Origin of the sequence: Aeromonas molluscorum (assembly GCF_051376105.1) — a bacterium.
GTDB classification, from domain to species: Bacteria; Pseudomonadota; Gammaproteobacteria; order Enterobacterales; family Aeromonadaceae; genus Aeromonas; species Aeromonas molluscorum.
The window spans coordinates 1,373,056-1,389,823 of record NZ_JBPQCY010000002.1; the positions used below are offsets into that span (position 1 = coordinate 1,373,056).

Genomic DNA, 16,768 nt, shown 5'->3' on the forward strand with positions numbered 1-16,768 from the left:
GAGGTCAGCGGGCGATCAGCCGCCGCAGAAATTGGCGTGCTGCTTCGCTGCTCTGCTTGGCAATCAGCATCTGCTTCTCATAGATGGGCATCGGCAGTATTTCCAGCCAGCGCTGACACAGCCAGGTGGCATCCTCGAACTGTTTGTCCGGGTAGAGTTCATCGAGCTCGGGGTATTGATCGAACACTTCCCGCAGTCGGTTGGCCAGCAGATCGTCACTGAAGTCGGAGTGGATGCTGGGCCAGTTGGGTAGCGGCTCTACCTCGGCACGGCGCAATCCCAGCTCGTCTGTCGTCATGCTGTGGATGCAGAAGCGATCCAGGCCGAGCACAGTGACTCCGAGCAGACCGTCATTGAGGGTGTAGAAGTCGGTGACCTTGACCCGAGTGCCAACCGGTAATATGCGCCCGGCGGTGCCCGCTGGAGTGGACTCCTCCATGACGATGCCAAAGCCCTTGTCTTGTTCGAACGACTCTTTGAGCATCTGCAGGTGGCGCGGCTCGAACAGTCGCAGTGGCAGCTTGCCGCCCGGCAGTATGTGGGACGGTAAAGGGAACAGTGCCAGTGTGGTGTTATTCATGTTCCTTCCTCCGTTGATTCATGCTTGGAGGGAGTAATGCAGCGACCGTGCCAGACCATGAAAAAAGCCACCCTGGGGTGGTGATTTCATCCCCATGTAGGTCTGTCTACATGGGGAATCAACAGCTTATCGTTTACTCTGGCTGATCTCTAACCTACGAAATTAGCCTTAGCGTGGACACTATGTGGTCATCAGATCCCTGCCTCACCGCGCAACGGGTTAAAGTTGATCGCATCTTGCAAATAGTCCGGCGCAAAATGCGCATAGGCCATAGTTTGCTGAATAGTGCTATGCCCTAACACTCGTTGGAGCGTGATGATATTGCCTCCATTCGCCATGAAGTGCGTGGCGAAAGTGTGGCGCAATACATGGGAGGCTTGGCCATGAGGCAAATCAGGTTTCACCTCTCGCAGCACCTGCCGCATCTCCAAGTAGTCCGCATTTGGAAACAGCTTCCCAGACTTACCATCAACCATTTGCATTGATACCTCAGCTGAAATGGGTACTGCCCGTGTTTTGCCATTCTTGGTTGCGACAAACATCACTCGCCGATTAATGACGTGCTCAGCCATCAGCTCAGTGGCTTCACTCCAGCGAGCCCCTGTGCTCAAACACAATACGGCCACATTTCGATTGTCCCCGTCCAGCCTCTCTAGCAGAGCTTTGATCTCAGCCTGCGATAAAAAGCTCATGGCTGTGGGCAGTGCTTTGAGTTTCTTGCATCCCTTTAGCGGATGGGGTGCGTGATACATGCCTGCATCAATCAGAAAACTGAACATGCCACTGAGTGACATAAGGCGTCTGTTTATGGTGGATGCTTTTATCCCTTGGCTAAGAGACTGCGACCTAAACACTGTCAGCATATGGTTATCAATCTGGCAGGCGTATGGATTACCCATGCCCCGATCCACCAGTTGCAAAGCTTTGAGTGTTGGTGTGCCCCATTTCATATTCTGCCCATTGTAGAGCCACCAGAGTTGGATCAGCTCACTCAGCGGGCGAGCGTCTTTTGGTTTCTCTACCCAGGCTTTGTCATGCTGGTTCGCCAGCACATACCGCTCAAAAGCGGTGGCTTCGTGTTTTCTATCAAACTTCCGCCGGATACGTTTTCCATAACGCCCCTGCGGTCTAACGTCCACTTCATAACGACCATCATCGAGCTTCTTAATCGACATAGCGAAGCTCTCCAATGTATCCCAAACATGATGATTCTATTGCGGCACAAAGCGCCTCATGCAGGGTTAACCAATTTTCTGGGCGGAGTGGGATGAGTCCTCGTTTCCTTGCCCAAAGTGTGCGAGAACCGGCGCTATCTGCCCGGCTTCAGGTGCAATCTTGTCTGTTAAGAACCACATCATGTATTTGCTGAACTGAGGGAGAGAAAAGAGCTTTTTAACCGCTTTCATGCTGATCTCCTTTGTTCCCCCCTCGTAACTCGATAAAGAGCTATAAGGAATCTCTGTTAATTCAGATAGTTGCCTTCTATTTAGTCGCTCTGACTCCCTCATCAGCTTCAATTTTTCAGCAGTTTCTATTGACATAATCTCCCCTTAGATAAAGAATTTACCCAATCGGAGTAATTATTACTCCATTGTGAATCACTATCGCCAACTATGGCCCATTGATAGCTAACAAAGGAGAATATCAGATGGCAGCAGCAACCCCAAACCAAGTGGATGCAGATCCGAGGGTTTCGCTCGTGCTCGAACCCATCATCAATACGTCCGATGCCGTGCCGATTGAAGTGTTCGCCAAGATGATAGGCAAGACCAAGGGCGCGGTACGGGGAATGATTGAGAAGGGCAAGGTGCCCGTGGTGCCAATGCGTAACCCCCTGAATCCTACCGCTCCCGCAGAGTATTGGATTTATCTGCCTGCCTGGAATAAGGGCATGAAGCTCGCCTTTGAGAGTCGCCCCCGTGAGATCAGGGATGGCTGGTTGTCCTGGCTGGGACTGAGGAGCCCGCTATGAGCCAAAAATGGTCAATGCAAGGCGCTTTGAATATGGCTGGGGCTCTGCTGCTGCGTGAGACGGTAGAGCAGGCAAAGCAGCGCGAACAGGCGGCAGACGCAACTCGTAAGGCCCAGCAACTGGGCCGCAAGCTGGCTGCACTGCGCACCCTGAATGACGGGAAAAGAAAAACCCCGCTTAACGGTGCTGTAACACCAAGCGGGGTTTCCAAATCAGCTTATGAGGGCTTGATTTGATGATCATGTTATCCATCCCCTGCGCCTTGCGCAACCTGCGGCTGCAACGTCGCAAGTTGGCAGGGTCTGCCTGCCAGCGCTTCATTCATCTGCCTGACTACCTTGCCGCTGTTGAGCGCCCCGATGCTTTGGCATGGGGGGCTCTGTGGCAGCGTCTGCCCCAACCCGTCAATCCACTTCGGGGGAACCTATGCGAGTAATGTGCAACGAGTGTGGCCAGCTTGGCCGCATCACCAAGACCAACCGCATGACTGCGGGGGTCGCCAACCTCTATTGCCAATGCACGGATGCCGAGTGCGGTCACTGTTGGGTGTCCACGCTGGCATATAGCCACACATTGAGCCCCTCGGCAAAACGAGCGACTGACATGGCCATGAGCTTGGCGCGGGGCTTATCGCCATCTGCGCACGGTTCGCTGTGTGAGAGCGTCAACGAGCGGCAAAAGCAGCTGGATGTACTGGCCGCGCAAGAGCGGGAAAAACCCACGGTGACACTGCGGAGGGCAGTATGAGCAGTCAGGTAAAAACAGGCTGGATATGTATCGCCAGCGCGGGGCCGACGCTGGATGGACGCGAAGTGAATGCCGAGAGTTTGCGCCAGATGGCCGAGACGTATGACCCGAACTTTTACGTGGCCAACTTATGGGCAGAAGGGGTGCGCGCTCGCCCGCTCGGGCATGTGGACGCGGTGAAGGTGCAAGAGCAGGGCGGCCAGCTCACATTGCTGGCGGTGCTGTGCCCGACCCTTGAGCTGATTGACCTCAACATCAGCGGCACCCATGCCTTTTGTACCATAGAGGCCAGTGAGAATTTTGCGGGCACAGGTAAATGGTATCTGTCCGGGGTCACCGTCACTGACCAGCCGATGCTGACAGGGTTGACCCAGTTGCAGTTCAGCGCCCGGGCACCTGCGCGCCCCTTGTTGGTACCCACTTCTGCGCCAACCAAGCAAGCGCCCCTCAACCCCGCCTTCCGGGTATCAAAACCTGAGCAGATGTTTAGCAAGCTCAATGCTCTGTCTGACGGGCTGACCCAGCTTAGCCAAACGCTGGAGCGCTTCACGCCACACCGCCCCGGCCCGCAGCCTGCCCGCACCACTGACGACCGTGATGCCCCTGCCCACAACATCTACTAAGGAACCCGCTTGATGAGCCTCTCTGACCTGCTGCATGACATGCGCATGAGCTTTATCGCTGCACCGCAACCCAGCTTTGGCAATCTCGACACGTTGGGCAGCCTTGCCCTGAATGCCGCGCTGGTGCAGGCCGTTCCGTTTCTGTGGATGGTCTCTATTGTGGGGGTGGACGATGCCACCTCGCCTCGCTTTGACCCCCTTAAGCCAGGGCTGCGCAGTGGCCGTAAGGCGCAAGGGCGTTTCCTTGTCCCGGCGCAACCGGGCAAGCGCGAACACACATACGAGGAGCTGGACAGCACTGCCATCTGGACGTGGCAGCAGCTGGCCCAAATGCTGGCTGGGCTCGACCAGCGCCAAGCTAACAACCTGCTCGAAGATTTGGCCTTGGCCGCCTTTGGGGATGACCTGATACGGATTGGCTTTCGGGGGGAGTCAGCGGCCACTAACACAGACCCCGCTGCCAACCCTAATGGGGAAGATGTGATGGTGGGCTGGCCTGCCTTGGCTAAGGCGGCTGACCCCGAGGGGGCGCGGGTGCTGCGCGATGCTGTGACGTTCGACACCAGCGGCAACGGCCATTACGCCGACCTGGATGCCATGGTGTATGCGCTGATTGCAAAGCTGCCGGAAGAGTGCCGCAACGACCCGCGCTTGGTGGTGATGGTCGGTGGCGACCTGTTGCGAGCGCACCAGCAAGCGCACCTCGCTCCCGGTCAAGTGCGCGACAAGCAGCAGCGCATGAAGATTGCCGACCTCTCCTATATCTCGCATCAGCACATGGCCAGCACCTATCTGGCCGTGACCCTGGTCGAGAACCTGCAAGTGCTCACTCTCAATCACAGCCACCGCCTGAGCGCGGGGAACATTGACGACCTCGCCAGTTGGAGCATTCGTTACAACCGTGTCCAGTCCTACGCCTTGGGCGTCCCGACCGCCTACGCCGCTTTTGATGCCATCACCCTCGCCAAGTAAGGAAATCCTCATGCAACAACCCACTCTGCACGTTGTACCTGCCGCCACTGCCACCGCATCCCCCCGTGTTCAGCGTCTGGATGAGTACATCGCCCAATTTCACAGCGAGCTGGCCTGTCTCAATGAACTCGATAGCGAGGTGATGACCTTGCGCGCCCAACGCAAGGTGCTGCAAGAGCGCATTCCGCCCGCCAAGGCTCGGCTAGAGGAACTGCGCCAAGGGCGCATTAACCAACTGCTTGGCGGCGCGGTGTCGCTGGAGCTGGCCCGGGAGTACCGGGAGCTGTGTGAACTGGTGGAGGATGCCAACGAGGCGCAGCGCCTGTCCGAGCGGCAAGAGAAGCGGCTGGCTATCCCACTCCAACGCACCCAGGTGGCCCTCAATAGCGCCGTGAGCATGGTTGCCGGAAGTTATGAAAGCTACCTCGACCACAAGGTGATGCCCGGCACCCTCAATGCGCTGGGTAAGCAGCTGGCGCCACTGGCGGCCTTGACCCATGCCAAGGCCAGCATCATGGGCAACGAGGGGGCGCTGCGCTGGGCTCAAAACGAGCTGGCCCGCGCCCTCAAGGGGGCCATGGTCGATGAGCAAGTCGAGCTGGATGGGGACACGTCCCCGCCGCTCGCGATGCACTGAGCCCCCTCACCCGCCCACGGGCAAGCGACTTGCTCGTGCTGTGAGACAGTCCAGGCAAGCGCTACATCTTGCGCCAAGAGCAAAGCGAGTACGGAAGAGGGGAGCCGATAACGGCTCCCCTCAGTGCCCACACGCTTATCACAACAGAGCGAGCGGGCGCAGAGTAGCAAAGCCGACCGTGCCGGACAAATGGCCGGACGGGGAGAGGCAAATAAGGGAAAGGAGAGAGAAGTAGAGGCAGAACACCAGAAATGAAGAAGGGAACCCTGACCGGTTCCCCTCAGCGTCCATCCATCCGAGCAGATAGAGAAGACCCATGAACAGTATCAAATTCAATGCCGCCCAGCAAGCGGAGGGACTCGTTTGTCCGCATTCTGGGGTGAGTCCCTACGCCACGACCATCAACGCCTCTATTCCCTGCAACACGCCTTGCCGTGTTGCGTATCCGGCGACGAGTCAGCGGGCTACGTGACAAAGCCCAGGTGCCGGTGCTGCTGCTCCAGTGCAGGCAGGCCTGCACCACCTTGCGCCATGCACATGCTCGCCTGATGCGGATATGCATCGTGGTTTCGCAGTTGAACGCCCTGAAGAGTTTGCAGTCTCGCTTGGTCGGCTTTCGTATCCTGCGCAGAACCAGAGGCGTGCATATCAAGGCAGAGTGCCGGGCCATCTTGCGCCGGTGCCGGGCGGTTCGCGCGACCTTGCGCCACGCGCCAGCCCCCCAGCCAGGTGATGACGCACAACACGCCTTGACGCAGCGTGCCAGCACCAAGGCCATCCCCGCCGTCAGCCCAACGCCGCCACCTTGCGGGCACGGGTTCCAGATGACCCACATCCTGCGCTTGCACCGCCTGCCGTTCTACCCGCTCGACGAAGCCAGCAAGCCCCTTCACCAGCGCAGCCACAACACCCCAGCCAGTGAGGAGGTCATTCGCTCCTACTTCATCGGCCCCCCAAGCGCCTATGACCTTGATTGGGCGCTCACCTGCTGATGTTCTCCGTCAAACGCGGTAGGGGTGGGTCAGTACAACTCCCCGACGAGCTTATCGGCGAGCTGTTCACCGGCTACTGTGTGCGCCGAGTGCCGGCCATCGAAAGGGAGCCTGCAAGGATGCCAATATGTGGTTATCCGACCGGGTGGAAAGTGTTCCGGCAGGTGCAAGCCGACCTGCCGAGCCGTTGGAGCTCTTGCAGCGCAAAGAGCACCGCGAACGGCTGGCCATGAACTACGTGGAGCGCGTCCAGCGCCTGCTGGATGCCGCCGCGAATGGCCGTCAGCACCGTTCCCGCGACCTACCTCTGGCGCGTCTGTGGCCAACCGCTCAAACCCTGGGGCTTCCTGCCCACCCTGCCCCGCTTTAAAGGCACCTGAGGCCCGCAATACCTTCATTGCTGCCACCTGATCCGCTGGCTTGACCCGCAATGGTGGGTGCGCAAACTGCGCAAGCTGTGGGAGCAATACCGGGAACACTGCGCCATCTTGCTTGGCAAGGTGCGGCGCGGCGTCTCGCCCTACGTGTCCAGCTACGCCTTGCGGGCCTTGAACTAGCGCCAGCTCGCCGCCGAGCAGTGGCTAAAGAGCATGGAGGCCTACAACAAGACCTACATCGCTATCTCGCTGGCCGATGCGGTGGCCAGCTCGATGGCCAACCCGTCAAACCGCCGTGACGAACTGGTGGTGAGGGCGCGGGGCTTCTCCGATGCGGCGGACGAAATGGGCTATGTGGGCCGTCTTCACCTGGACAGCCCCGAGCCAATATCACCATGGAAGACAACCCCCAGGGATATGGCCAGCCCCTCCGCACCACCGAGAATCCCAAATATCAGGGCCACACGCCCCGCGACACCAACGCCTATCTAGCACCCTCTGGAAGCGCTGCCGCGCCGCCCTCGCCCGCCGTGGTATCGAGTATTTCGGCTTTGGGGTAGTCGAGCCCCATCACGACGGCACCCCTCACTGGCATCTGCTGCTGTTCGTCAATCCGGCCCAGCAGCATGAGCTGATAAGCACCATGCAACGCTACGCCCTGAGTCATGACCTGGACGACCTTGAACGCAAGCGCCATCCGGTGAGCAAACGGCCCTATAGCGACATCACCCCTCGCTTTGACTGGAAGGTGATGGATCAGCGAAGGCGGGGCCGTGGGCTACATCGTCAAATACATCGCAAACAACATAGACGGTCACCAAATTGGGACGAAGGCGACCTGAAGAGGCAGAAACCGCCGCCAGTGAAGGCGCGCGGCGCGTCAGGGCGTGGGCCTCCCTTTGGGGGCTACGGCAGTTTCAACAGCTGGGCGGGCCGTCTGTGAGCGTATGGCGGGAGCTGCGGCGACTACCTGGGCGAGTGCAAGAGAAAGGCAAAGGCCGCACGCGGCCCCGCTTGAAAGCGAGATCATGGAGGAGTGCCGCCGTTATGCGGACGCGGCGAACTGGAAGGAGTTTACCTATTCCATGGGCGGCCCTGTGTGCCCACGGGATGGCGGCCGGTGCGGCTGCATAGCCTGATTGACCTTGCCAAGAACAAGTACGGTGAAGATGTAAACCCGGCTCGTGGGTGTGGCCGCTGGCATGCCGTTAAGCGAACCCGTCTGATGGCTGGGTGCTGCGCCGAAAGGCGACCGACGAGCCCGCAGAGCACGCCGAGGAGGTGTTGAGCGAGCAAAGCGAAGCAGGGTTTGGCGAGCGTAGCGAGGTGCCATTGAGCGGCGCTAGCTGCGCTCCTTGGAGCTCTGGCAATAACTGTACTTCTGGAGGTGGATACGTGCATACACGATGTTTCCTAACCATTTATCCATCAAAAACTTCCGTGTTGGAAAATGTGTCCGGCATAAATACCCGAGTTGACTCCTGAAAATATTTTTCCAATGTGACATGTATCAATAAAAGCAATAAATCCAATGTGGTATGTTGATAAAATCAACCATAACGTAGGATAGTTGTATGATTATCGGCGGCCACCCAATAAAATCTAGCCTTGACTCAGATGTCAGGGCATATATAAATAGTCTTCCCTATTGGTCAAGGTTTACAGCAAGTAAAATATATCTGAATGGTGAAATGTCAGAAGAGGATTTAAATGTTGCGTATGATTATTTATTGCAAGAGCTAGGGCTAAATCCTCCAACGCTAAAGCCTCTAATTAATATAAGCGAAACCAATGACTCGAAATTAGATTTCAGTGAGGTTGTGAAGATACGTAAGCTTGAGAATGTTGAGGGAGTCAATGCGCTATCTGAGGATCAACTTATTGAATTTAGTCCGAACTTGACGATTATATATGGTGAAAATGGTTCAGGAAAATCGGGTTATGTTAGGTTGCTCAAAAGGATGTTTCATTCTAAATCTACGGAAATAATTGAGCCAGACGTAAACGGTGGTTTATCAGTAAAAAAAACAAAGGCGAAGATAACCTTTGACTGTGACGCTTCGGAAAAAACATTATATTTCCCTGAGAATGAAACGAATCCTGAATTCAAACAGTTTTCTGTTTTTGATGGGAAAAGTGTTGTTAAGCATCTGGCAGAGAAGAATGAGTTTGAATTCAGACCAGTTGGGCTGACATTTTTTTCAAAATTCACTGATGCCATTTTAAGTTTGGAGAAGAGGTTAAATGATGATTCTTTAAAGAGGAATAAGCCAAATGTTTATGTTGATTTGTTCGATGGCGAGTCTGAAATAAAGGCGTTGGTCGCTACATTATCAGCACAGACCGATGTTTCAAAGTTGAAAGAGTATGGCTCATTTTCCAGTGAGGACATAATTAATAAAAAAGCTGCAACTGATTCTTATGACAACATATTTTTGTTATCTAGAACGAAAGATGATGAGATAAAAAAACTCAAAGCTATAAAGGCACTGATACAAAAAAGCCAAGAGTCAATTCGCAACTTGAACTTACACTTCTCCATAGAGCGGTTAGAGAAAATAAATTCACGAATCACTAGTTTCAAAGAAATTAGCCGGGTGGCAAAGGAGGAGGGAGCTAGCAAGTTTCAAACTAATAAAATTAATGGGGTGAGTACAGTTCAATGGCGCCAGTTTTTATCTGCAGCAAAAGAATTTTCAAATATACAGCATCATAACCATTACCCCACAGAGAAAGATCATTGCCTTTTATGCCAACAAAATCTCTCGGAAGATGCGAGGATATTAATTAATAATTGTTGGGGGTTTTTAAAAAGTGAGGCGGAAAGTCTAGAAAGAAAAGCCAGCAGTTCATTGAGTGAAATAGTTGCATCTTTAAATAAATTAAGCTTCATAGTTTTTCCAGATGATAATATTCTTACGCTTTGGTTAAAAGAAAAGCATCAAGAAGAACTTAATATGATGAATTCTTCTTTGGAAAAAGTATCGGCTTTTTCAATGAAATTGATTAAATATATTGAATCGAGGGAGAATTTCGATATACAAGAGTCCTCTTGTGTGGACGACCACCTTAGCAGCATATTATTGTCCTTGGATTCGTCAATTATATCTCTAGAAGCTGATGGGGTTATGAAGGATTTACAGCAAGCCCTGAAGTTAAAAACTTTCCTATGCCATAAAGAAAAATTGAGCTCTCTCTTAGAGAGGATAATGTCATATAGGAATGATTTAGCTTGGTTAAAAAAATCCAAAATGGCCGACTTTGCTAAAACAAAAATAACGGCCACTGAGAAATCTCTATCTAAGAAGCATTTCAATGAAGAGTATATTTCCATTTTTAACGCTGAATGCGAAAATTTAAATGGAAATTTTGGGATTGAAATTGACCATACAGGCTCGGCTGGAAAGTCGTTTAGGCAATTAAAAATTAAAGGAAAAAAGCCCAGCATCATTCTCAGTGAAGGTGAGCAAAAAGTTATTGCCCTAGCTGATTTTATTACCGAAATGAGTCTTTCTAATATCAATCGAGGTGTGTTTTTTGATGATCCGGTTACATCTCTTGATGAGCGTAGAAAAACTAAAATTGCACTAAGACTTGCTCAGGAGGCCGAAAAAAAACAAGTGGTAATATTTACACACGACCTTGTTTTTGTATCAAACCTAATTGATTATTGCCAAGATAATAATAAAGAGCATGTTTGCCACTGGATAGAGAAAAGAAATGGAAAGCCTGGGTATATTTTCTTAAAAAACGCCCCTTCATATGAAAAACAATACAGAACATCTGAGCCAGCAGAAAAAAATCTTAAATTGTCTCAGCAGGCGACCTGCGCACCTGAACAAAGAGAATATTTATTAAGGCAGGGATTTACTGCGTTAAGAACGTGCTATGAGGTGCTGGTTATAAATGAACTGTTCTGTAATGTTGTTCAACGTTATAATGAGAGAGTCAGTGTTGACAGCCTAGCTAAAGTATCCTTTACCAAGGCTATAGTAGATGAGTTGCTTAGTAACTATGGCTTGTGCTGCAAGTTTATGGAAGGTCATACTCATAGCGATATGTTTGCATATAAAAAGCCAGAGACAGATGACTTGAAACTTGAAATAGAACGATTCAATAAGATTAAAAGTGAGATAAAAGCACAAAAAAAGGAACATCTTAAAGCTACTGCCTGATGGAACTGAGAGTTATTGCTGATTTTTTAGAAGGCTTCATAACATGAAGCCTTCATAACATGAAGCCTTCTATCATTCTATATGATTGCTGGCTATTTCTTGTAGATATGTTTAAACACAATCCTTTTTATTGTGAAAAAATATCAATAGAGATGTTGGTTAAGTGAGCGGTGTATAAGGATGTAAGTCTTTTGTGGCACTCCTTTCTAGCGTGGCTTAAAAAAGATGTATTACTATCAGTTATTTAGACCTTCCTGCACATCAAGCAAACTTACGATTGAGATTGAACGCTGCGGATGGAAAAACATCAAGGAATCCGCGCTCATCCGCTCCCGCCTGCGCGCCCTGTGGGAAAAAATTTTTGCAAAAATGGATTACGGCGAAACCATAGGCCCAGAGCCCGCCAGCTCTGGGCCTTACAGTTAAAATCCAAACTGAAAAGAGTGAACATTTTTTCACTGCATTACAGTTTCCAGATACCCACATCGAACAGCGTCAAATCTTCAATTTATTGTTTTAAAAGACTTTTATCAGTTTTTTGTGAGGATTTCACTGTGGTGATGTGCTTGGGTAATGAGTCCATGAAATCGAAATTTCATTTATTTTTCAATGTGTTGTAGCCAGCCCAAGCTAAATGAAAAAGTGTAAAATTGAAAAGCTCATGTGGATAGAGGTAGTATCGAACTGATAGAGGTCAACTGAGCCCTTTGTCGGCGGATGATGAGTTAAGTGAAATCTATATAGCACACTGTCATGGCTATGTTCTGGAAAGGATTTATGATCAGATATACTTTTTTCACACTTTCTGTAATTGGCTTGTTTGTGCTTATTCTTATACCTATGTCATTACTTGCTAAACCCGTTTATTTTATATATACCCAGAGTGTCCTAGGCTCCACTTACATTGGTGATGAAGTGTTTCACGAAGTATTGAAAGTGATTGGATATGTTATGACCCCCATTAGCCTTGCTGCCTCAATAGTGGTGAACTGGCTGCTATCTAAGCGGCTGTGAACTCAAACTCGGGATACATAATAATGATTCGTGCACTGATCACCTTTGCTCTGTTCTGTATGGTGCTTGCGTTAGCGATGGTCACGGTTGCAAAACCATTATTTTCAATCTATTCAAAGTATGTCTTGGCTGGAAACTATGTTGGTGAGACCTATGCGGCGTACTTCTTCGACTTCGTTCTCTACTGCCTAGCGCCATCTTGCATGATTCTATCAATATTATTAGTGACGCTATATTATAGATACCGAGGAAAAAGGTAGAAAAAAAACCGCCTTTCGGCGGTCTCTTTTATATTGCAAACTGTTCGAGGCTTTTGCCTTGTGCTATCTGCTCGGCTATCGCCTTAGGCATGCGGCCCTGACCCGTCCAGGTCTTTTCCTGCCCATCTTCCTGATACTTATACTTTGGGGGACGGGGAGTGCGTTTACTCTTACCCTTTTCAGCATTGGCTGCTGGCGCGGCATTGTTTACTAAGTCGCGCGGGTCGATTCCCGCCTCTTTCAGCATTTCAGTAAACTCTGCCAGTTTACGCTGATGCTCTGCCTGCTCGGCGCGTTCTTTCTCGGTTGAGTCACGGCGTTCTATATAGATGGCATCAAACTTCTCTTTCGCATCTTGCAGCTGTTCGAATGACAGCTCGCGCAGAGCAGCGCGCAGGCTACGGACATTCATGAGTGTTTTCAAAAATTCGGTCATAGCGTCCCCATTGACGATGTTTAGCAAAGAGATATTTTCGGGGAAAATAACATGAAGCGAGGAAAATAATAAAACTATTTCATTCGGATAATATTGAATCGTGATGGATTGTGTCTCTATATGCCCTGCCTGATGAGTAAGGCATTGGGTTCCGTCTTGCTCATTAGGTAGGGTGGCAAGCGAAGCGCGGCAGGGGATACCCGGACATAACAAAGCCCCGCATGGCGAGGCTTTGGCATAATATCTCTCGATGTGGTCAACGTGTGGACATTGACTGAAACAAATCCTTTTGCTTCATCTACTTAGCTAAATTATTAAAGCCACCCTGGGGTGGCTTCATTGTGCTCAGTGGCGCTGTTCCAGATACATCACGGCAGCCTCGACCCGGCTCTGTGCCTCGAGTTTCTTGAGCAGGCTCTTGACGTGCACCTTGACGGTGCCCTCCGAGATATGGAGCACCGAGGCAACCTGCTTGTTGGAGAGGCCCTTTGCAATTTCGCGCAGGATTTGCATTTCGCGACGCGTCAGGCTCTCGAGTTTCTGCTGCAGATGATCCAGCTCGTAGATGTTTTCCAGATAAGGGCGCAGCGGCTCGCTCAGGATCTGCTGTCCCGTCATCACGTCGCTTAGCTGGGCCAGCAGGGTGTCGGGCTCAGTGTCCTTGAGCAGGTAACCATCGGCACCTGCCTTGAGCAGGGCGACCACGTCCTGACGGGCATCGGAAACCGTCAGGATCACCACGCGGGAGGTGATCTCCTCGGCGCGCAGTGCCTTGAGGGTATCCAGACCGGAGAGACCCTTCATGTTGAGGTCCAGCAAAATCAGGTCGGGTTCGGCCTCCTTGGCCATGGCGACGGCGTCACTGCCGTTGGAGGCCTCGCCGCACACGATCATGTTCTCTTCCAGCGCCAGGAGTTGCACTATCCCCTTGCGCATCAGGGGGTGATCATCGACCACCAGAACTGTGTATTTTATCTCGTCCATCAGGCATCTCTTGTTAGGCTGGTGGGAAAGGTCAGGTGCACTCGGGTGCCCTTGGGGTGAAGATCGCTGATAGCCAGCACGCCATGCAGCTTGCTGGCCCGCTCGTCCATGATGCTGAGGCCATAGTGGTTGATGGCTGAACGGGCATGGCCGATACCGACACCGTCATCGGTGATTTGCACCTGAATGTTACCATCGGCAAGGGTCTCACAGCTAACATCAATCAGTTGCGCGTTGGCATGTTTGATGGCGTTGAGGACGGCTTCGCGGATGAGCTGCAGTATGTGGATGTGTTGGCCCGCTTCCAGATCCGTATCGGACAGGCTGTAATGGAGCTGGATCTTGGCCTGAGTCTGTGGCTTGAGTTGTTCCAGCATGACGTGGATTGCCTCGCCCAGATTGGCATCTCCGATGCTAAGTCTGAAGGTGCCGAGCAGTTCGCGCAGTTGGGTGTAAGCATTGCTGAGCCCTTCGTCTATCTGCTCCATGGCTGCCTGTGTCTTGTCGTTGTCCCCCTTGCTGAAGGCCCGCTTGAGCAAGGTAGACTGGATCTTCAAGTAGGAGAGAGCCTGGGCCAGGGAGTCGTGCAACTCGCGGGCGATGACGGCACGCTCTTCCATCAGCAGCAAGCGCTGCTGCTGCAAGAGGGTCTGATCCTTGTGCAGGACCTGGGCCAGCAGCATGGAAAAGTTCTTCATCAACCGCTCGTCGATGGGGTGGGGGCTGATGATGTCGAGGCGGCCAAACTCCCTGTCATCCATCTGCAAATAGAAGCTCACCACGGCCTCGAGATCCCCGGGCCAGCCACTGCGTCCGGTCAGGTAGACCGGCATGGTATCGTGCTCGAAACGGGTCAGGCGTATGTGCGCTATCTGCTGATGGGCAGCGGCCCGGTCGAGCAGCTTTTGCAAGGTGTGGCCACTTAGAGGGGCGGCGTGCAGTTTCTGGGCCGTGGTATAGAGGAAGGAGAGGGTGTCGTTGGCCTGCTGCAGCTTGGCGGTCTTCTCTTCGACCTTGCTCTCCAGATCCCGGTAGAGCTTGCCCAGCTCGGTGGCCATGGTGCCAAAAGCGTCGGACAACTCCCCCAACTCGTTATCGCAGTGGGGGGGCAGGGTGAGGTCGAATTCACGCCGCTGGATCTGGCGGGCACAATAGACCAGCTGGTTGAGGGGCGCCACGACCTGCTGGCGAGTGAAGCGTACCGTGAACCAGGCGATGGTGATGATGGAGATGAGCCCCAGCCCCTCGGCCAGGGCCAGCATGCGTACCTTGAACTCGACGTGGTACTGCATCTGGTTGACGAAGTCATCGATGGCGGCGACGAACTGTTCCGTGTTGTCTATGTAGCGCTGGGGAGTTGACTGCTCGATGTGGCTGCGCATCAACTGCCACTGGCGCAGCACTTCGCCATAGGTAAGGCGCAGGGCCGCCGGGGTTATCCAGCGCTGGGTCTCTTGCAGTTCCCGGGCATTGAGCGTCTGTTCGAACTGATCCAGCCGCTTGAGGGCTGGCTGCCCCTGACCAATCTCATAGGCCATGCGATAGGCCTGCATGCGCAAGGATCCGGATAGATTGATGGCCTTGGCATCGGGTACCGAGTAGAAGAGGGTGACCATGGCCACCAGGGCGATCAGGCTCGCCATAAACAGGATCAGCATCATGGAGCGGCCTATGGCGCTACTGACCGAATGAACCCTGAACCATTGCCTCATGTTGCCTCTGCGCCGCTGAAATACCCCATAAGTTGCGTGGGAGTGTACTCCAACTTGTGCTAGCATCGAAAAACTAGATGAACTCCGAGCATTTTCGCCTAAGTCTTTGGATAAGGGGAAAATTGCCGACAGCCGATATACGCGCTGTAAGGGTCAGGAAAGAAATGCCCTGGCCTCCCGTATTTGGAAAGGTGTTTATGTTGCCACTTGAAGATGGTTTTTCCCGTCGCTTTTACTATTTGCGCCTGTCGGTCACCGACGTGTGCAATTTTCGTTGTACCTATTGCCTGCCAGACGGCTATCGCCCCGATGGCCGCAAGTCCTTTCTCTCTGTCGATGAAATCCGCCGGGTAGTGTCCGGTTTTGCTGCCATGGGCACCCGCAAGGTGCGTCTGACTGGTGGTGAACCCTCCCTGCGCCGCGATTTTACCGAGATCATCGAGACGGTGGCGGCTACACCGGGCATCGACAAGATAGCCATGACGACCAATGGCTATCGACTCAAGGAGCGGGCCGCCGAATGGCGTGCTGCCGGGCTGACCGCGCTCAATGTCAGTGTCGACAGTCTGGATCCCCGTCAGTTCCACCAGATCACCGGTGAAAACAAGCTGGCTGAGGTCATGGATGGGATAGAGGCTGCGCTCCATGCCGGCTTTCCCTCGGTCAAGGTCAATGCCGTGTTGCTCAGGGGGCTCAATGATGGCCAGCTTGCCGAGTTCTTGGCCTGGATCCGGGACAAGCCCATTGAGCTGCGCTTCATCGAACTGATGCAAACAGGGGAGATGGACAGCCTGTTTCGCGATCGCCATGTCAGTGGCGAGCAGATAAAGACGCACCTGCTTGAGCAGGGCTGGCTGCAGCAGTTGCGAGGGCTGGATGACGGCCCGGCGCAAGTGTTTCAGCACTCGGGTTCACGGGGCAGCATTGGCCTCATCATGCCTTACAGCAAGGATTTCTGCGCCGGTTGCAACCGGCTGCGGGTCTCTTCCGTCGGCAAGTTGCACCTGTGCCTGTTTGGCGAAAATGGCGTCGAGCTGCGGGATCTCTTGCATGCCGACCTGCAGCAGGATGCGCTGATCCAGCGCATTCGAGTCGCGCTGCTTGGCAAGGCGGCGACCCATCACCTCCACGAGGGCAATGCCGGCATGACCCCTCATCTCGCCTCCATCGGCGGGTAAGTTTCAAACAAGACTGCTCCCCCAACCTGCTTGCCTATTAGGGGGTATCCTGACGGATACCCCCCTGCCTATTTGCGTCAAGGGATTGATCCAGCGCAATAATCCCCCC

General features: G+C 53.0%; 18 protein-coding genes, 1 pseudogene and 1 riboswitch. Of the genes and pseudogenes, 13 read left to right on the top strand and 6 right to left on the bottom strand.

From position 1 onward, the window contains the following. Nucleotides 1-4 precede the first annotated feature (4 nt). From ACSMDR_RS16935 to ACSMDR_RS16945, 3 genes are all read right to left on the bottom strand, one after another. On the bottom strand, nucleotides 5-580 hold the full coding sequence (locus ACSMDR_RS16935; RefSeq protein ID WP_436468990.1) for an LON peptidase substrate-binding domain-containing protein: 576 nt from the start codon (nucleotides 578-580) through the stop codon (nucleotides 5-7). 191 nt (nucleotides 581-771) lie between these two features. After that, the gene (locus tag ACSMDR_RS16940) at nucleotides 772-1,755 is read right to left on the bottom strand and encodes a phage integrase (protein ID WP_436468991.1); all 984 of its coding nucleotides are present in this window, start codon (nucleotides 1,753-1,755) and stop codon (nucleotides 772-774) included. Between the two features lie 66 nt (nucleotides 1,756-1,821). After that, on the bottom strand, nucleotides 1,822-2,121 hold the full coding sequence (locus ACSMDR_RS16945; protein WP_259269352.1) for a helix-turn-helix domain-containing protein: 300 nt from the start codon (nucleotides 2,119-2,121) through the stop codon (nucleotides 1,822-1,824). A 107-nt stretch (nucleotides 2,122-2,228) separates the two neighbouring features. On the opposite strand from ACSMDR_RS16945, the gene ACSMDR_RS16950 reads away from it, so the two are divergent. The 12 genes and pseudogenes from ACSMDR_RS16950 (at nucleotide 2,229) to ACSMDR_RS17005 (ending at nucleotide 11,075) form a co-directional block, all read left to right on the top strand. Beyond that, nucleotides 2,229-2,552, top strand: coding sequence for a Cox family DNA-binding protein (locus ACSMDR_RS16950; RefSeq protein WP_436468992.1), 324 nt, complete (start codon nucleotides 2,229-2,231; stop codon nucleotides 2,550-2,552). Continuing rightward, complete coding sequence (locus ACSMDR_RS16955; RefSeq protein ID WP_436468993.1) at nucleotides 2,549-2,788, top strand: hypothetical protein; 240 nt, start codon at nucleotides 2,549-2,551, stop codon at nucleotides 2,786-2,788. The genes ACSMDR_RS16950 and ACSMDR_RS16955 overlap by 4 nt, the downstream gene beginning before the upstream one ends. Beyond that, nucleotides 2,788-2,988 carry a hypothetical protein gene (locus ACSMDR_RS16960; protein ID WP_436468994.1) on the top strand — a complete coding sequence of 67 codons (201 nt, stop codon included), beginning with the start codon at nucleotides 2,788-2,790 and terminating at the stop codon, nucleotides 2,986-2,988. The genes ACSMDR_RS16955 and ACSMDR_RS16960 overlap by 1 nt, the downstream gene beginning before the upstream one ends. 47 nt (nucleotides 2,989-3,035) lie before the next feature. Further along, entirely contained in the window at nucleotides 3,036-3,299 is a 264-nt protein-coding gene (locus ACSMDR_RS16965; RefSeq protein WP_404972791.1) for an ogr/Delta-like zinc finger family protein, read from the top strand. Further along, nucleotides 3,296-3,922 carry a GPO family capsid scaffolding protein gene (locus ACSMDR_RS16970; protein ID WP_436468995.1) on the top strand — a complete coding sequence of 209 codons (627 nt, stop codon included), beginning with the start codon at nucleotides 3,296-3,298 and terminating at the stop codon, nucleotides 3,920-3,922. Before ACSMDR_RS16965 ends, ACSMDR_RS16970 begins: the two co-directional genes overlap by 4 nt. Before the next feature lie 12 nt (nucleotides 3,923-3,934). Then, nucleotides 3,935-4,894: a P2 family phage major capsid protein gene (locus tag ACSMDR_RS16975; RefSeq protein ID WP_436468996.1), complete on the top strand. Its 960-nt coding sequence runs from the start codon at nucleotides 3,935-3,937 to the stop codon at nucleotides 4,892-4,894. A 10-nt stretch (nucleotides 4,895-4,904) separates the two neighbouring features. Next, nucleotides 4,905-5,531 (top strand): hypothetical protein, encoded by a 627-nt coding sequence (locus tag ACSMDR_RS16980; RefSeq protein ID WP_436468997.1) that lies wholly within the window; start codon nucleotides 4,905-4,907, stop codon nucleotides 5,529-5,531. Between the two features lie 824 nt (nucleotides 5,532-6,355). Then, nucleotides 6,356-6,523 carry a hypothetical protein gene (locus ACSMDR_RS16985; protein WP_436468998.1) on the top strand — a complete coding sequence of 56 codons (168 nt, stop codon included), beginning with the start codon at nucleotides 6,356-6,358 and terminating at the stop codon, nucleotides 6,521-6,523. Between the two features lie 127 nt (nucleotides 6,524-6,650). After that, a complete protein-coding gene (locus tag ACSMDR_RS16990; protein WP_436468999.1) occupies nucleotides 6,651-6,893 on the top strand; it encodes a hypothetical protein in 243 nt (80 codons plus the stop codon). 40 nt (nucleotides 6,894-6,933) lie between these two features. After that, nucleotides 6,934-7,392, top strand: a pseudogene (locus ACSMDR_RS16995) (replication endonuclease). Continuing rightward, nucleotides 7,316-7,843 (top strand): replication endonuclease, encoded by a 528-nt coding sequence (locus ACSMDR_RS17000; protein ID WP_436469346.1) that lies wholly within the window; start codon nucleotides 7,316-7,318, stop codon nucleotides 7,841-7,843. The pseudogene ACSMDR_RS16995 and the gene ACSMDR_RS17000 overlap by 77 nt, the downstream one beginning before the upstream one ends. Nucleotides 7,844-8,474: 631 nt before the next feature. Further along, nucleotides 8,475-11,075, top strand: coding sequence for an AAA family ATPase (locus ACSMDR_RS17005; protein ID WP_436469000.1), 2,601 nt, complete (start codon nucleotides 8,475-8,477; stop codon nucleotides 11,073-11,075). A 1,302-nt stretch (nucleotides 11,076-12,377) separates the two neighbouring features. Here the strand turns inward: ACSMDR_RS17005 and ACSMDR_RS17010 are convergent. The 3 genes from ACSMDR_RS17010 to narQ form a co-directional block, all read right to left on the bottom strand. Further along, the gene (locus ACSMDR_RS17010) at nucleotides 12,378-12,785 is read right to left on the bottom strand and encodes an H-NS family histone-like protein (protein WP_259235714.1); all 408 of its coding nucleotides are present in this window, start codon (nucleotides 12,783-12,785) and stop codon (nucleotides 12,378-12,380) included. Nucleotides 12,786-13,130: 345 nt separating this feature from the next. Then, complete coding sequence (narL, locus tag ACSMDR_RS17015) at nucleotides 13,131-13,769, bottom strand: two-component system response regulator NarL (protein ID WP_005900393.1); 639 nt, start codon at nucleotides 13,767-13,769, stop codon at nucleotides 13,131-13,133. Next, the gene (gene narQ / locus ACSMDR_RS17020; RefSeq protein WP_436469001.1) at nucleotides 13,769-15,481 is read right to left on the bottom strand and encodes a nitrate/nitrite two-component system sensor histidine kinase NarQ; all 1,713 of its coding nucleotides are present in this window, start codon (nucleotides 15,479-15,481) and stop codon (nucleotides 13,769-13,771) included. Before narQ ends, narL begins: the two co-directional genes overlap by 1 nt. 70 nt (nucleotides 15,482-15,551) lie before the next feature. Then, nucleotides 15,552-15,691, top strand: a riboswitch (molybdenum cofactor riboswitch). Between narQ and moaA the strand changes: the two genes are divergently transcribed. Then, nucleotides 15,679-16,659, top strand: a complete 981-nt coding sequence (gene moaA, locus ACSMDR_RS17025; protein ID WP_005900396.1) for a GTP 3',8-cyclase MoaA — start codon at nucleotides 15,679-15,681, stop codon at nucleotides 16,657-16,659. It overlaps the preceding riboswitch by 13 nt. The last annotated feature ends 109 nt before the right edge of the window (nucleotides 16,660-16,768 follow it).

Coding starts and splice junctions, on each gene's coding strand:
- ACSMDR_RS16935 (WP_436468990.1), bottom strand. CDS start 580: ATGAATAACACCACACTGGCACTGTTCCCTTTACCGTCCCACATACTG.
- ACSMDR_RS16940 (WP_436468991.1), bottom strand. CDS start 1,755: ATGTCGATTAAGAAGCTCGATGATGGTCGTTATGAAGTGGACGTTAGA.
- ACSMDR_RS16945 (WP_259269352.1), bottom strand. CDS start 2,121: ATGTCAATAGAAACTGCTGAAAAATTGAAGCTGATGAGGGAGTCAGAG.
- ACSMDR_RS16950 (WP_436468992.1), top strand. CDS start 2,229: ATGGCAGCAGCAACCCCAAACCAAGTGGATGCAGATCCGAGGGTTTCG.
- ACSMDR_RS16955 (WP_436468993.1), top strand. CDS start 2,549: ATGAGCCAAAAATGGTCAATGCAAGGCGCTTTGAATATGGCTGGGGCT.
- ACSMDR_RS16960 (WP_436468994.1), top strand. CDS start 2,788: ATGATCATGTTATCCATCCCCTGCGCCTTGCGCAACCTGCGGCTGCAA.
- ACSMDR_RS16965 (WP_404972791.1), top strand. CDS start 3,036: ATGACTGCGGGGGTCGCCAACCTCTATTGCCAATGCACGGATGCCGAG.
- ACSMDR_RS16970 (WP_436468995.1), top strand. CDS start 3,296: ATGAGCAGTCAGGTAAAAACAGGCTGGATATGTATCGCCAGCGCGGGG.
- ACSMDR_RS16975 (WP_436468996.1), top strand. CDS start 3,935: ATGAGCCTCTCTGACCTGCTGCATGACATGCGCATGAGCTTTATCGCT.
- ACSMDR_RS16980 (WP_436468997.1), top strand. CDS start 4,905: ATGCAACAACCCACTCTGCACGTTGTACCTGCCGCCACTGCCACCGCA.
- ACSMDR_RS16985 (WP_436468998.1), top strand. CDS start 6,356: ATGACCCACATCCTGCGCTTGCACCGCCTGCCGTTCTACCCGCTCGAC.
- ACSMDR_RS16990 (WP_436468999.1), top strand. CDS start 6,651: ATGTGGTTATCCGACCGGGTGGAAAGTGTTCCGGCAGGTGCAAGCCGA.
- ACSMDR_RS17005 (WP_436469000.1), top strand. CDS start 8,475: ATGATTATCGGCGGCCACCCAATAAAATCTAGCCTTGACTCAGATGTC.
- ACSMDR_RS17010 (WP_259235714.1), bottom strand. CDS start 12,785: ATGACCGAATTTTTGAAAACACTCATGAATGTCCGTAGCCTGCGCGCT.
- narL (WP_005900393.1), bottom strand. CDS start 13,769: ATGGACGAGATAAAATACACAGTTCTGGTGGTCGATGATCACCCCCTG.
- narQ (WP_436469001.1), bottom strand. CDS start 15,481: ATGAGGCAATGGTTCAGGGTTCATTCGGTCAGTAGCGCCATAGGCCGC.
- moaA (WP_005900396.1), top strand. CDS start 15,679: ATGTTGCCACTTGAAGATGGTTTTTCCCGTCGCTTTTACTATTTGCGC.